The following is a 17,450-nucleotide window of genomic DNA, read 5'->3' as shown; positions in this document are numbered from 1 at the left end:
GGGCAAGGTGCTGGTTATTATCCCGATTAGGGTGTATATTTGGTTCGGATACTTGTGTATACGGACAACATTTGAATTTCGCCGAATAGTGCAGTTCGGCCCCATAAACACCTAAAGCTATGAACAAGCACATCAAACTAAAAAACGCGGAGGAGTATGCCATATTGGACCTTCACGTATTCAGGGAGTTAAGTCAGGACGATCACCTGAGCGACCTCAACTTCTTCCACAATCTGCGTCTGCATTCTTCGGGTTGCGTCGTATTTCAGAAGTCTTTTCGCTGCGATGCATCCGATGGGTACCGGACGGAAACCATTTACCTGCATAAGCTGATCGCCGAACGTTATCTGGCCCACACGCGCAAGGGGGAACGGAAATTGGTGGGCAGCGTGAACGGAAACAAGCTTGACTGCCGCCTGGAAAACATCGAATACCGCAGTCGGTCGGTTGCCAGCCGGAAACGCCGCACATCTAGTAAGCTCGGGTACACCGGTGTGTACAAGGAGAATAACCGCTACCGTGCCGTGATCTCCGTGAACCGCCGCAGCCTGCACATCGGAATGTTCGCCACGGCGGAGGAAGCCGCCCTGGCCTACAACCGCAAATCGGTAGAACTGTACGGTAAAATGGGTAAGATCAATAAGGTCGCCTCCCGCAAACCATCAGTCACGGAAGGCCCGCGTGATCTCACGTTTGCCGACCGGGCCCGGTAATCTCTCCACCCGAAATCCGGCCACCCGCAGGTTCCGTTTGAACTGCCCCTTCGCGCAGTAGGTGAGTAGTCTGCCTCCGGGCTTCAGCCAGGCATAACACTGCCGCATGGCTTCCGGCGTCCAGAGTTCCGGTTGATTTTCCGGGGCAAAGGCGTCGTAAATGATCAGCTCGACCGGGCGCGCGGGGTGCGGCCCGGTACCCAGAAAGTCTTCCCGCCGCTTGTGCAGGACGAAATTGGCGTCCAGTTGCGTGGGTTCGCCCCAGGGTGCGTCGTGCAGTTGAAAAAAGCGCTCGGCGGGCAGACCGAGCCGGGCCGGATAATTCAACTGACGTACCTGTTCGCCGCCGACGGGATAACGTTCGAAGGTGGTATAGGCGAAGCGCGTTCCCGGATGATTGGCGGCCACGGCTCTCACCAGGAGGGCGTTGAGGCCGGTCCCGAAACCCATCTCCAGGATATTCAGATCCCGGGGGTGTTCGTCGCGGAGGAGGGGGAGTAGCCCGTATTCAATAAAAATGTGTTGACTCTCCTGAATGGCCCCGTGCGTGCTGTGGTAGCTGATGCCCGCGGGACTGCGTAAGCTGTGGCTACCGTCGGCGGTCAGAAACGGGGTGGGGGAGTCCATCTCAGGCCGTTTGCCGCAGCTCGTCGACACGAATATCCAGGTGACTGGCATTGAATACGCAGCGACCGTCCTTGATCAGCAGCACCTGGGGGGATTCGTGATCCACGGCGAACTCGGCGGCGATGTAGTTGCTCACGTCGCGGTGCCGCAGGAGGTCGAGATAGTAAGTTTCCATGGCGGAATGCTCGAGATCCCATTGCTTCTCCAGGCGGTTTTTAGCCAGGCTACTGATGGGGCAGGCGGTGCTGTGCTTAAGGATAAGGCAGGAAACGTGGTGGCTGCGTTCGATGATGGCTTCGATATCGTGGACGCTGTCGATCTTAATCCAGTTCATGGGTGGGGCTATTGTGGTATCCCGTACATCGCCACCCCGAAAGGTCAGGGCAGCAGGGACAATAGCGGGGAAACAAGCTCCCGGACGGAAAGGTTGGTGGGACAACCGAAGCCGCGGTTGCAGGAGGTCAGGAGCAGCAGCGTGGCGGTGGCGATCAGCGGCAGGCCGCGTTTTATAAGTTTCATCGTTTGCATCTGAGGGGAACGGCTCGTACTTTTGCCGGTCAAATATAAACCCGACATGCCCAGAAAAATTGCCCTACGTGACGCCCTTCGTGAAGCGATGACCGAAGAGATGCGGCGCGACGACACCGTATTTCTCCTCGGCGAGGAAGTCGCCCAGTACAACGGTGCCTATAAGGTCAGTAAGGGGATGTTGGACGAGTTCGGTCCCATGCGCGTGATCGACACCCCGATCGCGGAACTGGGATTCGCCGGCATCGGCGTGGGGGCGGCCATGAACGGCCTCAAGCCCATCGTGGAATTCATGACCTGGAACTTTGCCGTACTGGCCTTCGACCAGATCATCAACAATGCCGCCAAAACCCTGAGCCAGTCGGCCGGTCAGTACAGCTGCCCCATCGTATTCCGCGGCCCCTCCGGTTCGGCCGGGCAGCTGGCCCAGCAGCACAGCCAGTCGTTCGAGAGCTGGATGGCCAATACCCCCGGACTCAAAGTGATTTCCTGTACCGACCCCGCCGATGCGAAGGGACTGCTGAAGAGCGCTATCCGGGACCCAGATCCGGTCTGCTTCATGGAGTCGGAACTGCTGTACGGCTACGAAGGTGAAGTACCCGAAGGAGAGTACCTCGTCGAGATCGGCAAGGCCGCCGTACGCCGCGAGGGCACCGACGTGACCCTGGTGAGCTACAATAAGATGATGCTGCCTACCCTGGAAGCCGCCGAATTGCTCCAGAAGGAAGGCATCAGCGCCGAAGTGATCGACCTGCGCACCATCCGTCCGCTCGACCGCAAGACCATCATCGAGTCGGTAAAAAAGACCAACCGCTGCGTCGTGATCGACGAGAGCTGGCCCTTCGCCGGCATCTCCGCCGAGGTAGCTTACGAAATTCAGAAATCGGCCTTCGACTACCTCGATGCACCGGTCATCCGCGTCAACTCCGCCGACGTCAATCTCGGCTACGCGGCCAGCTTCGTGGAGGAATTCTTGCCCAATGCGGAGAAGATCGTCCGCGCCGTAAAGGAGGTATCTTACGTAAAGTAGGCCCGCGAAATCAGCGAACGGAGTCGTAGGCCACCCGCCCCCCGCGCTTGGCGAACACGATTTGCCAGAGGTGATTGCGGTGGCTGCGAAAACCGGCCGCCGCGGTGAGCAACCAGTACCGCCACATACGACAGAAGCGTTCGTCGTAGCCGGATAAGTCATGTCGGCTCCGGTCAAAGTTCGCGTGCCACGCCATCAGCGTACGGTCGTAATCATGTCCGAAGTTGTGCCAGTCCTTGATGATGAGTAAACCCTCGGCCGCCCGGGTGACCTGGGCCGCGCTGGGCAGCACGCCGCCGGGAAAGATGTACTTCTCCACCCACGGATCGGCCGTGGCCTGACTACGGTTGGTCCCGATGGTATGCAGGAGAAAGAAGCCTTCCTCCCGGAGACACCGGTCGACCATCTCCAGATAAGTCCGGTAATTTTTGGGGCCTACGTGCTCGAACATGCCCACCGATACGATGTGATCGAAGGTTTCCCGGACGTCGCGGTAGTCCTGGAATCGAAATTCGACATCCAGGTGGCCGTAGCGCTCGCGGGCGTAGGCGAGTTGCTCCTCCGAGATGGTAATGCCGACGACGGAGGCTCCGTACCGTTCGGCGGCGTAGCCCGCGAAACTGCCCCAACCGCAGCCGATGTCGAGGATGCGGTCTCCCGGTTGCAGTCCGATCTTGCGGCAGATCAGGTCGAGTTTGTGCTCCTGGGCTTCGTCGAGGGTGCGGGCCTCCTTCCAGTAGGCGCAGGTATAGGTCATCCGACGGTCAAGCATGCGGTGGTACAGATCGTTACCGATGTCGTAGTGCTGCTTGCCTACGCGCAGGGCTTTGGCTTTACGCTGCTGGTTGACGAGTTTAGCCCGAAGTACCGGTATGATCATTTTTGCCGGCCGGAGTTGCTTGCCGAAATCCGCCCGGAGCAACCGGGTGATCAACTCATCGAGCGCGGTACAGTCCCAGTCCCCGTCCATATAGCTTTCCCCGACGCCCAGCACGCCGTCTCCCATCACGCGGTCGTAGAAGCGGTCGTGATGGACCTGAGGGTCGATCGCCCGGCCACCGTTGATCGTGATGTCGTAAGGTTCGAGCAGACGGGTGAGGGTATGCTTCGCGGATGTCATGAGTGTGTGCCGGCTGGTGAGGGGAAGGCGAACGGACGGCGAGCCCCGCGGGTTACGAGGATTTCCGTCCTTGAAACTTACTCATTTTTCGCCAATTTCGCCGGCCCGTATACCGCTTGCCGGAAGTCGTGGTGGAGCCCGATCTGATCGTAGGGGAATAGCTGCACGAACAGAACGGCCGTCAGATCATTGGCCGGATCGACCCAGAAGAGGGTACTGGCCGCTCCGTCCCAGAAAAATTCCCCCACCGCCCCCGGGTTTTCTTCCGCCGTGATGGGTGGGCGCTGACGTACGGCAAAGTCGATCCCGAATCCCACTTGTCCCTTCCCGGGCAACCACGATCGCTCGGTGACCTTGTTTTCCAGGTGATTGGTCCGCATCAGATCGATGGTGGCGGGCCGTAGAATGGTGACACCGTCGAGGCTGCCTCCGTTGACCAGCATGCGGACGAAGGTCATGTAGTCGTCGAGGGTGGAGGTCAGCCCGAAACCGCCCGGGGTGAGGGGCCACTCCTGTACGTTGAAGGCGTGAGCCTCCGCGTCCGGCAGTTGGGTGAGCGAGCCCTCCGCCGAGCGGTTGTAGGCGGACGACATACGATCGCGGTCCGCGGGCGGAACGAAGTAGCGCGTCTCGTCCATGCCGAGAGGACCGAGGATGTGTTGCCGCAGGTAAGTATCGAAGGGCTGACCGGATAGACGCTCCACCAGTAGCGCCTGCACGTCGACCGAAAGCCCGTAATGCCACCGGGTACCCGGCTGGAAGAGCAGGGGTAGGCTTCCGAGTCGCCGACCCATGTCCGCGATCGTGTGGTCGTAGTTGCGCAGATCGGCCGCGGCGTACGCTTCCTGCAGGCCCGGAGTCGTACCGCCGTTGTAGAATCCTGCCGTGTGGCGCGTGATGTCCCGAACGGTGACCGGTCGGTCCGGAGCGGTGGTGATCATCCGGCCGTCGGAGTCCACCGACTGGTATACCCGCATATTCGCGAACTCGGGCAGGTGATCGCCCAGGGGATCGTCGAGCCCGAACTTACCCTGCTCGTACAGTTGCATCAGGGCCACCCCGGTGATGGGCTTGGTCATGGAGTAGATCTGGGCGATCGTGTTGCGGGCCATGGGGGTACCTGCCTCCCGGTCGGCATCGCCGAAGGCCCCGAAGTACACTTCCTCCCCCTTTTCGTAAACCAGGGCGGAGGCGCCCGCAAGGTCTCCCCGTTCCACGAATCCGCGTAGGGTGCTGTCGATGCGGTTCGCCGCGGCTTCACTAACGATTGGCCGACGCGGCCAGGATCTTTCGGCCAGGGCACGCGTGCGTTCGATGCCTTCGCGCGGGGGCAGACTGCTGCCTTCGTACTCGATGCCGAGATAACCGTCGTAGTCCCAGGCCCGGATGATGTCAAACAGCGCCGCGTAGTTCATGCCGGCTTCTTCTCCGTTTTCGTTGAAGTCGAAGGCCTTGACGCTGATGCCTCCGGCGAACGGCATGAGGTCCGACATGCCCTGGTAGCGGTCGTACCGCCGGGTGCATTCCCCGCCCCAGAGCTGGCCGTTGTCGCGTTCCACGCACCAGTTATCGAAATCGGCGACCGCGCCAACGTTCTGCGACTTTAGTCGGCGCAGCAGGGCGGCCAGCCACTCCCCGTCGTTGCTGATGCCTCCGTGATTCTCGATCAGGATCCGGATGCCGTAATCCCGGGCCGCCGCGGCGAGCCGGCCGATTCCGTCCGCGCTGGCCGCCATAATCTCCTCCGGGCTGCCGTCACCGTGGGCGTTGATGCGGACCGCGGGAATATCCAGCCGGTCGGCGGCCTTTACCCACCGGAGGTGTTGTTCCAGCGCCGCGTCGCGCTCGGCGGGGTCGGAAGCCCCGAGATTACCGGCGCCGTCGACGAGTAACATCGTGAGTTTTACGCCGGCGGCGTCGGCGGTGGCCGAGAGGCTGTCCAGGAAGGCTTCGTCTTCCGCCCGGTCGGCGAAGAACTGATTGACGAGTTCCACCCCGGCGAAGCCCATTTCGCCGGCCGTCCGGATGAAGTCGGAGTTGTCCATTTCTCCGCCGAACAACGCTTCGTGAAACGACCACTGCCCGAGGGCGTAGCGCGGACCGCCCGCTTCGGTGGCGGACGGCGCCCCGGAGGGTTCGGTGGCGGCACAACCGGTACATAACAGCAGGAATACGAGTAAGCGAAGCATTGGTGTAATTTTAGGGGAAGATAGGCTGCGGGTTGATCCCGCGGTATTACGGCGTTTACCTTGGCGCGCTGCTCCTTCCGCTATACCTTGCACCCGCGACCCCGCCCGCCCCATGAAAGACTTGCAGGTTATTGCCTTCGACGCCGACGACACCCTCTGGGTGAACGAACCCTTCTTCCGGGAAGCGGAGGATGCCTTCTGCGGGTTGCTGGAGGAATACCTGCCGGCCCATACCACCAACCGCGAGCTGTTTGCCGTGGAAATGAAAAACCTGCCGCTGTACGGATACGGGATCAAGGCCTTCACGCTCAGTATGGTCGAAACCCTGGGACGTATTACAGAAGGCCGGGCTCCGTACCGACTGGTGGAACGGACGCTGGCCATCGGTCGGGAGATGCTCGAGAAACCGGTTGTCGTACTGGAGGGCGTAGCGCAAACCCTGGAGCACGCAGCACGTTCCCACCGCCTCGTGCTCGCTACCAAGGGCGACCTGCTGGACCAGGAGCGAAAACTGGAAAAGTCGGGACTGGCGGACTACTTCCACCACATCGAAGTGATGAGCGATAAGGGCACCGCGAACTACCGCAAGCTTATCGCTCACCTCGACTGCGCGCCCGCACACTTCATGATGGTGGGCAATTCCGTGAAGTCTGACGTGATCCCCGTGCTGGAACTGGGGGGCCACGCGGTCCACGTACCCTTTCACACCACCTGGGTACACGAAGAGGCGACCTTCGAGGCGGACCATCCCCGTTTCCGGCGTGCCGAAACCATCACCGATCTACTCGACTACCTCGCATGAAACGGTTAAACCTCGATACCTGGCCGCGGCGTGAGCATTTTCACTTCTTTCGCGGCTTTGCGGAACCCTTTTTCGGGCTGACGGTGCGGGTGGACTGTACCGAGGCGATCAGGGATTGCCGGGCGTCGGGCGATTCTTTCTTCCTGCGTTACCTCCACGACTGTCTCGCCGCGGTCAATGCCGTGGAAGCCTTTCGTTACCGGGTCGAGGAGGACGCGGTGGTCGTGCACGATACGATCCACGCTTCGGCGACGATCGGGCGGGAGGATGGGAGCTTCGGCTTTTCGTACATCCCCTTTACGGAGGACTTTACGGCCTTCACCGTCGGAGCACGCGCGGAGATCGCCCGGGTACGTGGCCGGAGCGGACTGGAGGTCGGGGTCGCGGGAGCCGACGTGATACACTTCAGCGCACTTCCCTGGCTGGATTTTACCTCCCTGAGCCACGCGCGAAGTTTCGACCGGCCCGACAGCTGCCCGAAGATCAGCGTCGGTAAGGTCAGCGAACGCGCGGGTCGACTGGAAATGCCGGTGTCCATCCATGTCCATCATGCCCTCATGGATGGCCGGGAGGTAGGACAATTCGTAGACTGCTACCGGGAGCGACTGCTCACTTCCGGCCCTGACGCACCAGGAACCGGAACAGAAAGTAGCACAGGGCCAGAAAGGTGATCACCGGGATCAAAAAGAGGATGACGGAGGCGATGTCTTTTCCGGCCGGCATGGGGAGGGATTGAGCGGGTTGTCTTAGTTTGGTGGCGTATGCGCGTCCTTACAATCGTCGTAGCCGTGTGTTGGTTGTGGTCGTTGCCGGCCCAGGGAGAATTCCGTATTGGCCAACTGCCGGAAACGTCCGTCGCAACCATCCGTCTGGCCTTTCACTTCGTGGGGCTGGAGGACGGACGGAACTTCACCGGCGACCCCGCCGACCCCGTTCTGGCGGCCCACGGCAACAACGAAAAATTGCGGGCGGACGTCCTCATGCGGTATCTCCTCAACGAGATGAATTTCCGCTTCCGTACCGCCGTGCTCGACTACGAACCTACCAGTGACACACGGATCCGTTTCGCGCTCCTGCACGGGCCGGAGCATCCTCTCCACAGCGCTTTCCTTTACCGACACGGGGAGCGAGTGGTGCCCCTGGACAGCGCGATGAACGTCATCTTCACCCGGTATGCGGGGCGGGGGAGGGCACCCGACGGTTCCGTGCCGGGAGTGGGCAGCAATCGCATTTACATCTACAACCGGCTGCCGGGCTTCCTGCGGGGCAGTCACGATACCTGGACCATCGCCCGCGTCATCGGACACGAATTCGGTCACGCACTGGGCCTCGACCATACCTTCAACTGCAATAATCCCTGCGCCGGCATCGACCTGGAACCCGAGGACGAATGCTTCGGCCACTGCGCGACCACGAATAACGGCAGCGCCGCGGGCACTAACTGCTACGGCGGCTCGACCCGCGACCTGATGATGGGCTACGGCAGCCAACTTCACCTGACCGTCTGCGAAACGGAACGCCTGTGGAACTACCTGCTGCGCCACCCACGACCCTGGGTGGATCTGCCCTTCGTACGCCCACCGCCACCCTGGTAGCTTACCTTCGCTCCCGTGCCCCGCCGCCCAACAACTTAACATGCTCCCTTCCCGAATCGATGTAATCATTGTGGGCGCTGGCCTATCCGGCCTGACCCTGGCTTACCGACTGCGGAATAGCGGGAAATCGGTGCTGATCCTCGAAGCCCGCGAACGGCTCGGCGGAAGGATAGAAACACTGTATACCCCCGGCACCGCACCACTCGAAATGGGAGCCACCTGGCTGGGTCGAAAGCATACGGCCCTCTGGAAGTTGCTGAAAGAGAACGGCCTGGAGGTTTTCCCCCAGCGGCAGGGGGAGTACGCGGTCTACGAAGCGGATGCCCGGCGACCGGCCCAATTCGTGCGGTTGCCGCCCAACCCGGAGCCGAGTTACCGCATCCGCGGGGGGAGCAGCGTGCTGATCGAGTCCCTCGCCGAAGCAGTGGGCCACGATCGCATAAGATTAAACCAAGCCGTGCGTAGGCTGACGAATACGTCGGAGGGGGTAGCAATCACGACGGATGCCCGAAGCTACCTCGCCGAAACGGCCGTTCTGACCCTGCCGCCGGAGCTGCTGGTGCGCACGCTGGATATCGACCCACCCCTGCCGGAGGATGTTGGCCAACTTGCGGTGCGTACCGACACCTGGATGGGGCAGTCCATCAAGTTCGCCCTGACCTACCCGCGGCCGTTCTGGCGGGAGGAAGGAAGCAGCGGAACGTTCTTCAGCAACGCGGGGCCGGTGGTAGAGATGTATGATCACGCCGACGCGTCCGACGAGCATTACGCCCTGAAGGGATTCGTGGATCCGGAATTGTACGCACTTTCCGGGTCCGCGCGCCAGGAAGCCGTGCTGAAGCAGTTGGAAAAAGCCTACGGTGCTTCCGTCAGGAACTTCACCTCCTACGTTGACCGAACGTGGCGAGGGGAGAAGAATACTTCTTCCCCCCTCGCGGATCGGTTGGTTCCCCACCAAAATCAGGGGCATCCGGCCTACCGCCTCCCGTACTGGAATGGGCGGCTGCTCATGGCGGGGACGGAGACCGCCGCTGAATTCGCGGGCTACATGGAGGGGGCCGTCCGGGGTGCGGAGCGCGTGGCCCGCTACATCAGAAGCGCAAGCTCGCCGAGAACGTAAGGATCGTGCCCAACTGGCTGAAGTGGAAGCCGTCGTAGGTCATCTGGGAGTAGCGCTGGTTGAAGGTGATCAGGTTCGACTGGTTTCTCAGGGCCGCGGCATCGTTGAGCAGGGCGTCACCGGCCGCGCTTTCGGACTTGAAGTTCCACTCCGGCAGTACGTTGAAGATGTTGTTGGCATTGGCCTGGAGGGTAAACTTGTCGGTGACCCGGTAGAAGAGGCTGAGATCGGTCACCACCTTCGTCTCGAACTCAGTGTAGAGGCCGGAGGACAGTCCCTGCTGGCGGAACTCAGTGGGGCCGAAGAGCGTGTTATTGACGCTTACGCCGAACTGCTCCCAGTCGTAGTCCAGTCCGAGGATGGCCTTATACTTCGGGCGGGAGGTGAAGAAAAGCGCTTCCTGCGTCGGATTGGCCACCGACTGCCCGGCGCCGGCCACGATCTCGGGGTTCTTGATCGCGCCGATACGCTCGTTCTGAATGGTGTAGTTGCCGGAGAGATTGACCACCAGACTGCGCTCGTTGAACCGCAGGCCACGGTAGTTAGCTACGAAGTCTACGCCGGAGGTACGGGTATCGAGACCGTTCACGAAAAAGCTCAGATCGGAGAGGTTGTTGTCGGCCAGCAGGGCGTCCAGCGGGGTGTTGCCGGCGTCCGTCGCTCCGATCTCCGTAGACAGGATGATGCGGTCCTCGACTTTGATGTTGTAGTAGTCCAGCGTAACGCTCAGGTCGGAGTTGGGCCGTAGACCGACGCCCACGGTAAAGTTGGTCGAGCGTTCGGGATCGAGGGCCGGCAGACCGAGCAGACGGGCTTCCCGACTTACGTTGCTGACCAGTCCGCCTACTTGGATACCCTGCCCGGGTACGAAGCTGTACTGGGCCTTCTGGGTGTAAATCTGGTGGAGGGTGGGGGCCTTAAAGCCCGTGGAAAAAGAGCCCCGGATGGTCACCCGGTCCTCGCTGAATTTGTAGCGGGAGCTCACCTTGTACACGAAGGCGTTCCCGAAATCGCTGTAGTTTTCCAGGCGGACGGTGGCATTGACCAGAAAGTCGTCGGTGAAATCGATGGCCGCGTCGGCGTACCCTCCGAAGTTGAAGCGGTTAAACTTGCCGGAGTTGCGGGGGTCGTTGCCGGCGAAGGAGTCGGCGCCGCCGTCCTCGTAGGAGGCCAGTTCGCCCTCGATCACGGTGAAGTTCTCGTTGCGGAATTCCGAGCCGAAGGCAATGCCGACCTTATCCGAAAGCCGGCGGGTCACGTCGATGTTACCGACGTTGTGGCTGAAGCGGGTTCCGCCCGGATCGAAGGTGATGGGGCTGTTCTCGCGGTACTTGAAAGTGCCGTCGGGGTTCAGCGTCATGTTGCGGTTGTGGGAGTTGGAGACGGTGTAGGTCTGCTCGTTCCCGCCCGTGGTGAAGCTCACGTCGGCGATCCAGCCGTCCTTCTGGGTCAGGAAGCCGATGGTGCCGTTGTAGTCGTTGAGGTTGCCCTCGAAGGTGGGCACGTAGCCGATGTACTCGCCGTTGGGGCCGTTGGGAAAGAAGTCGGCCAGGTAGGGGAAATCAGCCAGGGTGCGCCAGTAGGGCGTGCGGTAATTGGCGAAGCTGTTGACCTTCTTGTACACGTAGGCGGCGTTGCCGTAGAAGTTGGTGTTGGCGGAGACGTCGCTGCCGAAGTTGACCACGAACTTCGAGGCGGTGGTTTCCGGCGAGCCGTTGATGTTACCGGCGTCCGGGTAGCGGTTGAGGAAGGACTGTACGTCCTCGATGCTGGCGCCGAAGTCGCCCGCTTCCCCCGCGGCGTCGACGGTGCCGGGCCGGTTGGCCTGGCCGATCTTGGACAGATCGATCGTGTAGTTAATGAAGCCGCTTTCCCCGATCGCGGTGCCGTTGTTCAGCGCGATGCCCAGTTGCTCGCCGTCGCCCTCGGTGGTGATGCCCGTGCGCAGGGTCACGCTGCCGTCTTCGGCGTCGTCCTTCAGCACGATGTTCATGACGCCCGCGATGGCGTCGGATCCGTACTGGGCCGAGGCACCATCGCGCAGGATCTCCACCCGCTTAATGGCGTCGGTGGGAATGGCCGAGATGTCGGCCCCCGTCTCCCCGCGCCCCGGAGAGGTCTGGGTGTAGAGCAGGGAACTCATGTTTTTCCGTTTGCCGTTGATCAGGATAAGCGTACGGCTGGGGCCCATATTGCGGATTTCGTAGGGGTCGAGCAGGGAGGTCGCGTCGTTGACCGGCGTCTGCACGGTATTGAAGGAGGGAACGCGGTACTGCAGGGCCTTATCGAAGGTGGCCTGTCCGGTGCTGTTGAGTTCTTCGGATTTAAAGACGTCAATCGGTAGGGGAGAGGTCGTGGACGAGCGGGGTGCCGTACGGGACCCCACGACGATCAGCTCTTCCAGGTTGGTGGCGCCGCTTTCCAGGCTGACGTTCCATTCGACGGTCTGTCCGTCGACCAGGGTAAATTCTCGCTCCTGCGTCGCGTAGCCGATGTAACTCGCCGTCAGGGTATAGGTGCCGGCGGCGCGCAGGTCCAATGAATACGACCCGTCGACATCAGACACCGTGCCGGTGGTGCCGGCGGAGATGGTCGCACCGATGATGGGTTCTCCGGCGTCGGTGACCGTGCCGGTTACGGTTTGGGCGTGGAGGGTTGCGATGGACAGGACCAGGCCCACCACGGGCAGAAGGTTTCTTGGATTCATGAAAGCTGGGTTAGAAAGCGACGAAACTGGCCCGTGGACGTATGGGAATGAGAGGTTGAATTCCTTACGTCGCAAGCCGATGATGCTCTAAGTTAGAACATAAAATTTAAAATCAGCGAAAATTCGCTAACTGCTGTTCGGTCCGGAAAGGATATTGGCATATGCACTATCGGACCTTATCGGGTAGCACATTGTGGCCGGTGTTTTACCCAAGTGTCGCGTAGCCCCGGATCCCTGGCTGCGGAATAGCTGTCCACCGGGTAGCGACCGGGCGGACTACCCCCGTTTGCGCTTCCCCGTCCAGACCTTCTCGATCCACCGCTCGCGGTCGAAGTCGTAGATCTTATACTCGATGCGGAGGCGCTGCTTGTCGTCCGACAATTCTCCAACGCCGTGAACGCGACTGCAACAGGCATTGGCCGTCGGCATGATGAGAAACTCTTTGTAATTCAGGTTGATGCCAAGGTTATTGAGCACCTCGCCGTTGACGGCCCCCCGGGGGAAGCCCTTCAGGCGGACCTCGTCTATTTCGGACGTGTAGAAAAAGGTAATCGGGAAATCGGACTGGACGGACTCATCCTCGTTATTGCCCACGAACGTACCGAGGATCGGACGGGTATCGAAGTCGGCGTCCTCCCCGATGATGTACAGCGATTCGGTACGGATAGCCAGTTCCGCGCCGCGCTCCGGGCACTGATCGTCTTCGCGGTAGACGCTGAGTTCGACCATCGTGGGCCCGCTCTGCTCGTGGCGGTAGAAATCGTAAGAGGTCTCCTTCCCGTACCGGGTACGCTGATCGTCGCCGAAGTTCCAGGCGTAGGTGTTACCCGTATCGTCGAGGCCCCGGAACTGAAGGGAGCCGCCGAAGGTGGTGTCGCGCACTTTCGTGGAGAGGTAGTAGAATTTTCCGTCGCTGAATGGTGCGGTGGACGAGTGGATGTAGGTCTCGAAGTCGGCGGACAACTTCCCGAGCGCCACGCAGTAGTCGTAGTTCGGGCAGTCCGGATTGGTGACGTCGGTGCAGTCGTCCTTGCTACAGCCCGCGGTAAACATAGTGATCAGCAACAGACCGATCAGCGTTTGGAGGCGAGGGGTTTGCATGGGTGTTTGGGGTTTGGTGGTGTGAGCTGAAAGGCCCGAATGGTATAGGATTTAACTATATCGCGAGTATGCACAACGTAGTGAATTTGCCGGCATTAATAGTTAAATAATGTTAAGCGCGGCTACTTTGCTATATGTGACCTGAAAATTAAGGAACGGATTACGCGGTATAGCGGAAGTAACAGACCGATAGCTGAGAAGACGTCAGACTGGTGGGGTCGCGGTTTCAAAAGTAATTAGATAAAACAGTGGCTACCTGCCGGACTATACGGGTAGAAGTAGAGTCACGGATCGTCACATAGTTACATGCGGCGATACCCACGGATGGAGGCCGCTACGATCACGGAGTGATAAATTCTGACGGTCCGGTTCACCGGGCAGGAGCCGGTATATACCCGGCAGTCGGATTGGGTTTTGTAGGCTTTGGAGGCGACTTCGTTGAGGAGATCAGGTTAGTCGGGTTACGGTAAGAACTTATTATTAGCTATCATTGATGGACTTACTACGCGCGGACATTTTTTGGCACTCACGGTGTCTTTTTTATCCGCGCCGGGGCAAGCAAAAGCATAATAATCTACCTACATTCTTCCCGATGGAAAAGTCCGTTTCACACTTTGTTTTCACTCTGTTGCTACTGCTAACGTTCAGCACGACCGCCCACACACAAGGTTTTCTGCACGCCGACGGAACCCGCATCGTGAACGGGGACGGGGAGGAAATCATCTTCCGCGGTATCGGTCTGGGCGGCTGGATGCTGCAGGAAGGCTATATGCTGGGTACCCGTGGACCACAATACGAACTGGAAGCACGGATCGAGGAACTGGTAGGAAAGGCACGCAAGGAAGAGTTTTACGCTGCCTGGCTCGCCAACCATACGCGCAAAATAGACATCGACTCGATGGCCACCTGGGGATTTAACCTGGTCCGCCTACCCATGCACTATAAATTGTTTACCCCACCTATCGAGGAAGAACCCGTGCCCGGCGAGATCACCTGGCTCGACGAGGGGTTTGAGATTACGGATCAATTGTTGGAGTGGTGCAAGGACAACGATATCTACCTCATCCTCGATCTTCACGCCGCACCGGGAGGGCAGGGGGAGAACGCCGACATCAGCGATTACGATCCGACCAAACCCTCCCTCTGGGAAAGTCAGGCCAACCGCACTAAGATGATCGCCCTCTGGCGAAAGTTGGCGGAACGCTATGCGGATGAACCCATGATTGCCGCTTACGACATCATTAACGAACCGAACTGGGGGTTCGAGAACCATGATGCGGACCCCAACGGCTGTGCCGAATCCCAAAATTCCGTGCTCTGGCAACTCCAGCAGGAGGTAACCGCGGCCATCCGTGAAGTGGACCAAAAGCATTTGATCGTCATCGAAGGAAATTGCTGGGGGAATAATTACCGTGGCCTGCCCGATCTCTGGGATGATAACCTGGTCGTGAGCTACCACAAATACTGGAACCCCAACGACCAGGATGCCATCCAGCACATGCTACAGATGCGGGAAGACCGTCAGGTGCCCATCTGGCTGGGTGAAACGGGAGAAAATTCCAATACCTGGTTCACGAACGCGATCGCTCTTTTCGAGCGCAACGGCTTCGGCTGGTCGTGGTGGCCGCTCAAGAAGCTGGGCTACAACAACCCCCTACAGGTTAACCGTAATCCCGCTTACCGAGCGATCCTGGATTACTGGAAGAGCGAAGGTCCCCAACCGAGCCCGGATACCGCCTTTGCCGGACTCATGCAACTCGCGGAAGACCTGAAGCTAGAAAACAACCAATTTCATCCGAGCGTGGTGGATGCCATGATCCGACAACCCCATTCGGAAGATGCTATCCCCTTTAAGGCGCACGTGATCACCGCCGGTACTACTACGATTATTTATCCTACCGACTTCGATATGGGCCCTCACGGTATGGCCTATAGCGATATGGAGGTAGAGAATACGACCGGAAAGCCCGGTGGCCAGCGCTGGAATCTCGGATCCGCCTACCGCAACGATGGCGTGGATATCGAGGCCAGCGAAGACGACATGAGCAACGGCTACCATGTAGGGTGGACCGAAGCCGGAGAATGGCTCCAGTACACGGTACGGGTCGAGGAAGCCGGTCGTTACGATCTTACCGTGCGTACCGCCTCGGTGGATACCCAGGGTAAATTGCAAATCATGGCCAACGGCACCCCCGTCAGTCCGGTCGTAAGTCTGCCCGATACCGGCGGTAAGCAACAGTGGGAAGCCACCATCATCGAGGACGTACCCCTGAGTGCCGGAACCAACGTGATTCGTCTGAATATCGTCGCCGGTGGATTCAACCTAAGCTACCTGGCGTTCTCTGGCCCGCAGGAGGATGGGGGGGAGTAGCCAGTATTGCCTAGTGCGAGTGGCGGTTTTGACTAGAATAGGGGGGGGTGTTATTTTCGGTATGAATTAAGTGTGATGCTGACCGGCTAACTCTCGGAGTTGAAAAACAACTCTTTTACCGGTAGCCGAGCTAAGCATACTCATACTCTGTTGGAGTAGACCTGAATACAAAAGCGACATAGTCGATGAAGTTGACTGCTCCATAGTTAATATGATGGAGTGTGACTTATAACTACCACCTTTAATCTTCAGAGTATCTATTGTACAACAAATCTAGAATCCCTTCAAGAAATCATGACTTTAAATAGTTGTCCTAAATATCTAAAAAGAAGTGAAATAGGATATGCCAACAGGAAGAGTGCAATTATAGCTATGATATTGTTCCTAGTGCTTTTCTGCATAATGATTTTTTTTAGAGGAGTCGTATCACTACGACTCCTCTAGGTGATTTAACGGTATTTGCTACCGCTGTACGTGCCGTGCCACCAGTGGCCAAAGTCGGATCCAAGTTCTCTCATTAGGTCTGAGATCAGAACCCACGGCATCCAACTACCACCATCATCGGCTCCCCCAAAAATATTCTGCAATGACTTTTCTGCCAAATTTTTCATTATGTTTCACTTTTCAGGTTAGTTGCAAGGACATTCGTTACCGTATTCATCGGTGTAATAACACTCCGGATCGTCTTGAGAATCATTGCATCCGTTTATAAAGCTAACCAGTGCAATACCTCCTAGAACTACTCCAACGAGTAATGGCAATCCGCCACCTTCGACGACTTGCAGCTCTTGAAATGAAAGATTTTTCATAAATAAAAAGATTAATGAGTTAATAAAAAAGGTTAATAAATAATCAGTCGGTGGCATACCGCATCCGCGAACAGATGGTATTAGTCGCCTGCTTTTAATCCGGGAATTCAATCTCCAGCTCCGTCACTTTACTGCTCAGCCTTTTCTTCGGTAGGAACATTCGCCGGGGAAGCACCTCCAGGACCGGATAGTGACAGCTGACCATAAAGCCCCTAACGCTGCCGCCACGCAGATCGCGGAGGGTCGAGGTGTCGTTGATAGATCGCATAATAGAATTGATTTATAGGATTGAATAAATAGTGTTGATTTAGGGGCTATTAGCGAGCCCTGGAGACCGTCATCCGACGGATCGAACCCACCGCAGGGGAGCTTACCGCCGCTCGGATCCCCTCCACGTATACCACTTAGGGATTTAGAGGGAGGTTACCGGTTTACCCGGAAGGGGATGTGGCAAAGTTGCCATTGGCCACTCCACCGGGGGTGGAGTGGGGTTAAGTTTTGTACCGATGGATGAAAATGATATCCGCATCCAAAGCACGTAAGAGGGCTACTCCAGTGGCTGGTGATGTTGCCGTTTTAAGGTAGCACCGGTGGCATTCCACCGACTTTTTTATATCCCAAAATTGCGGCTCGCCAGTCCACTCAGGGTGGAGTGAGGTTAACTTTTGTGTTGATTGTCAAATTTATCCGGGAGTCGCCGGGGACGTTTCCCCATTGTTAATAATCCAAAGGTGCGCC

16 protein-coding genes are annotated in these 17,450 nt (G+C 58.6%); 7 read left to right on the top strand and 9 right to left on the bottom strand.

Annotated elements, in window-relative coordinates:
- Positions 1-119: 119 nt before the first annotated feature.
- The gene (locus NMA52_RS07110) at positions 120-713 is read left to right on the top strand and encodes a hypothetical protein (protein ID WP_254826964.1); all 594 of its coding nucleotides are present in this window, start codon (positions 120-122) and stop codon (positions 711-713) included.
- Here the strand turns inward: NMA52_RS07110 and mnmD are convergent.
- The 3 genes from mnmD to NMA52_RS07095 are packed head-to-tail and all read right to left on the bottom strand — an operon-like array spanning position 663 to position 1,859.
- Complete coding sequence (gene mnmD, locus NMA52_RS07105; RefSeq protein WP_254826963.1) at positions 663-1,340, bottom strand: tRNA (5-methylaminomethyl-2-thiouridine)(34)-methyltransferase MnmD; 678 nt, start codon at positions 1,338-1,340, stop codon at positions 663-665. The two genes, NMA52_RS07110 and mnmD, sit on opposite strands and share 51 nt — an antisense overlap.
- 1 nt (position 1,341) lies before the next feature.
- Entirely contained in the window at positions 1,342-1,674 is a 333-nt protein-coding gene (ytxJ, locus tag NMA52_RS07100; protein WP_254826962.1) for a bacillithiol system redox-active protein YtxJ, read from the bottom strand.
- Positions 1,675-1,718: 44 nt separating this feature from the next.
- Complete coding sequence (locus tag NMA52_RS07095) at positions 1,719-1,859, bottom strand: hypothetical protein (protein WP_254826961.1); 141 nt, start codon at positions 1,857-1,859, stop codon at positions 1,719-1,721.
- Positions 1,860-1,914: 55 nt separating this feature from the next.
- Between NMA52_RS07095 and NMA52_RS07090 the strand changes: the two genes are divergently transcribed.
- Positions 1,915-2,898 carry a pyruvate dehydrogenase complex E1 component subunit beta gene (locus tag NMA52_RS07090; RefSeq protein WP_254826960.1) on the top strand — a complete coding sequence of 328 codons (984 nt, stop codon included), beginning with the start codon at positions 1,915-1,917 and terminating at the stop codon, positions 2,896-2,898.
- Positions 2,899-2,908: 10 nt separating this feature from the next.
- Here NMA52_RS07090 and cfa read toward each other — a convergent pair whose 3' ends face one another.
- Together cfa and NMA52_RS07080 are read right to left on the bottom strand one after the other, a co-directional pair.
- Positions 2,909-4,018, bottom strand: a complete 1,110-nt coding sequence (cfa, locus tag NMA52_RS07085; RefSeq protein WP_254826959.1) for a cyclopropane fatty acyl phospholipid synthase — start codon at positions 4,016-4,018, stop codon at positions 2,909-2,911.
- 77 nt (positions 4,019-4,095) lie between these two features.
- A complete protein-coding gene (locus NMA52_RS07080) occupies positions 4,096-6,207 on the bottom strand; it encodes a serine hydrolase (RefSeq protein WP_254826958.1) in 2,112 nt (703 codons plus the stop codon).
- Positions 6,208-6,319: 112 nt separating this feature from the next.
- Between NMA52_RS07080 and NMA52_RS07075 the strand changes: the two genes are divergently transcribed.
- The 4 genes from NMA52_RS07075 (at position 6,320) to NMA52_RS07060 (ending at position 9,724) form a co-directional block, all read left to right on the top strand.
- Complete coding sequence (locus tag NMA52_RS07075) at positions 6,320-7,009, top strand: HAD family hydrolase (protein WP_254826957.1); 690 nt, start codon at positions 6,320-6,322, stop codon at positions 7,007-7,009.
- Positions 7,006-7,680 (top strand): chloramphenicol acetyltransferase, encoded by a 675-nt coding sequence (locus NMA52_RS07070; RefSeq protein ID WP_254826956.1) that lies wholly within the window; start codon positions 7,006-7,008, stop codon positions 7,678-7,680. The genes NMA52_RS07075 and NMA52_RS07070 overlap by 4 nt, the downstream gene beginning before the upstream one ends.
- Before the next feature lie 90 nt (positions 7,681-7,770).
- Positions 7,771-8,604, top strand: a complete 834-nt coding sequence (locus NMA52_RS07065) for a hypothetical protein (protein ID WP_254826955.1) — start codon at positions 7,771-7,773, stop codon at positions 8,602-8,604.
- A 40-nt stretch (positions 8,605-8,644) separates the two neighbouring features.
- Entirely contained in the window at positions 8,645-9,724 is a 1,080-nt protein-coding gene (locus NMA52_RS07060) for an FAD-dependent oxidoreductase (protein ID WP_254826954.1), read from the top strand.
- Here the strand turns inward: NMA52_RS07060 and NMA52_RS07055 are convergent.
- Together NMA52_RS07055 and NMA52_RS07050 are read right to left on the bottom strand one after the other, a co-directional pair.
- Positions 9,696-12,431: a TonB-dependent receptor gene (locus tag NMA52_RS07055; protein WP_254826953.1), complete on the bottom strand. Its 2,736-nt coding sequence runs from the start codon at positions 12,429-12,431 to the stop codon at positions 9,696-9,698. The genes NMA52_RS07060 and NMA52_RS07055 overlap by 29 nt on opposite strands.
- Before the next feature lie 276 nt (positions 12,432-12,707).
- Positions 12,708-13,532: a hypothetical protein gene (locus tag NMA52_RS07050; RefSeq protein ID WP_254826952.1), complete on the bottom strand. Its 825-nt coding sequence runs from the start codon at positions 13,530-13,532 to the stop codon at positions 12,708-12,710.
- Between the two features lie 592 nt (positions 13,533-14,124).
- Between NMA52_RS07050 and NMA52_RS07045 the strand changes: the two genes are divergently transcribed.
- On the top strand, positions 14,125-15,903 hold the full coding sequence (locus NMA52_RS07045) for a cellulase family glycosylhydrolase (protein WP_254826951.1): 1,779 nt from the start codon (positions 14,125-14,127) through the stop codon (positions 15,901-15,903).
- 629 nt (positions 15,904-16,532) lie between these two features.
- Here NMA52_RS07045 and NMA52_RS07040 read toward each other — a convergent pair.
- Positions 16,533-16,712, bottom strand: a complete 180-nt coding sequence (locus NMA52_RS07040) for a class IIb bacteriocin, lactobin A/cerein 7B family (RefSeq protein WP_254826950.1) — start codon at positions 16,710-16,712, stop codon at positions 16,533-16,535.
- A gap of 94 nt (positions 16,713-16,806) precedes the next feature.
- Positions 16,807-16,980, bottom strand: coding sequence for a hypothetical protein (locus NMA52_RS07035; protein ID WP_254826949.1), 174 nt, complete (start codon positions 16,978-16,980; stop codon positions 16,807-16,809).
- Between the last annotated feature and the right edge of the window lie 470 nt (positions 16,981-17,450).

It is taken from the genome of Lewinella sp. JB7 (genome assembly GCF_024297185.1).
Taxonomy (GTDB): Bacteria; Bacteroidota; Bacteroidia; order Chitinophagales; family Saprospiraceae; genus Neolewinella.
This window is presented reverse-complemented; position numbering and strand designations above follow the sequence as displayed.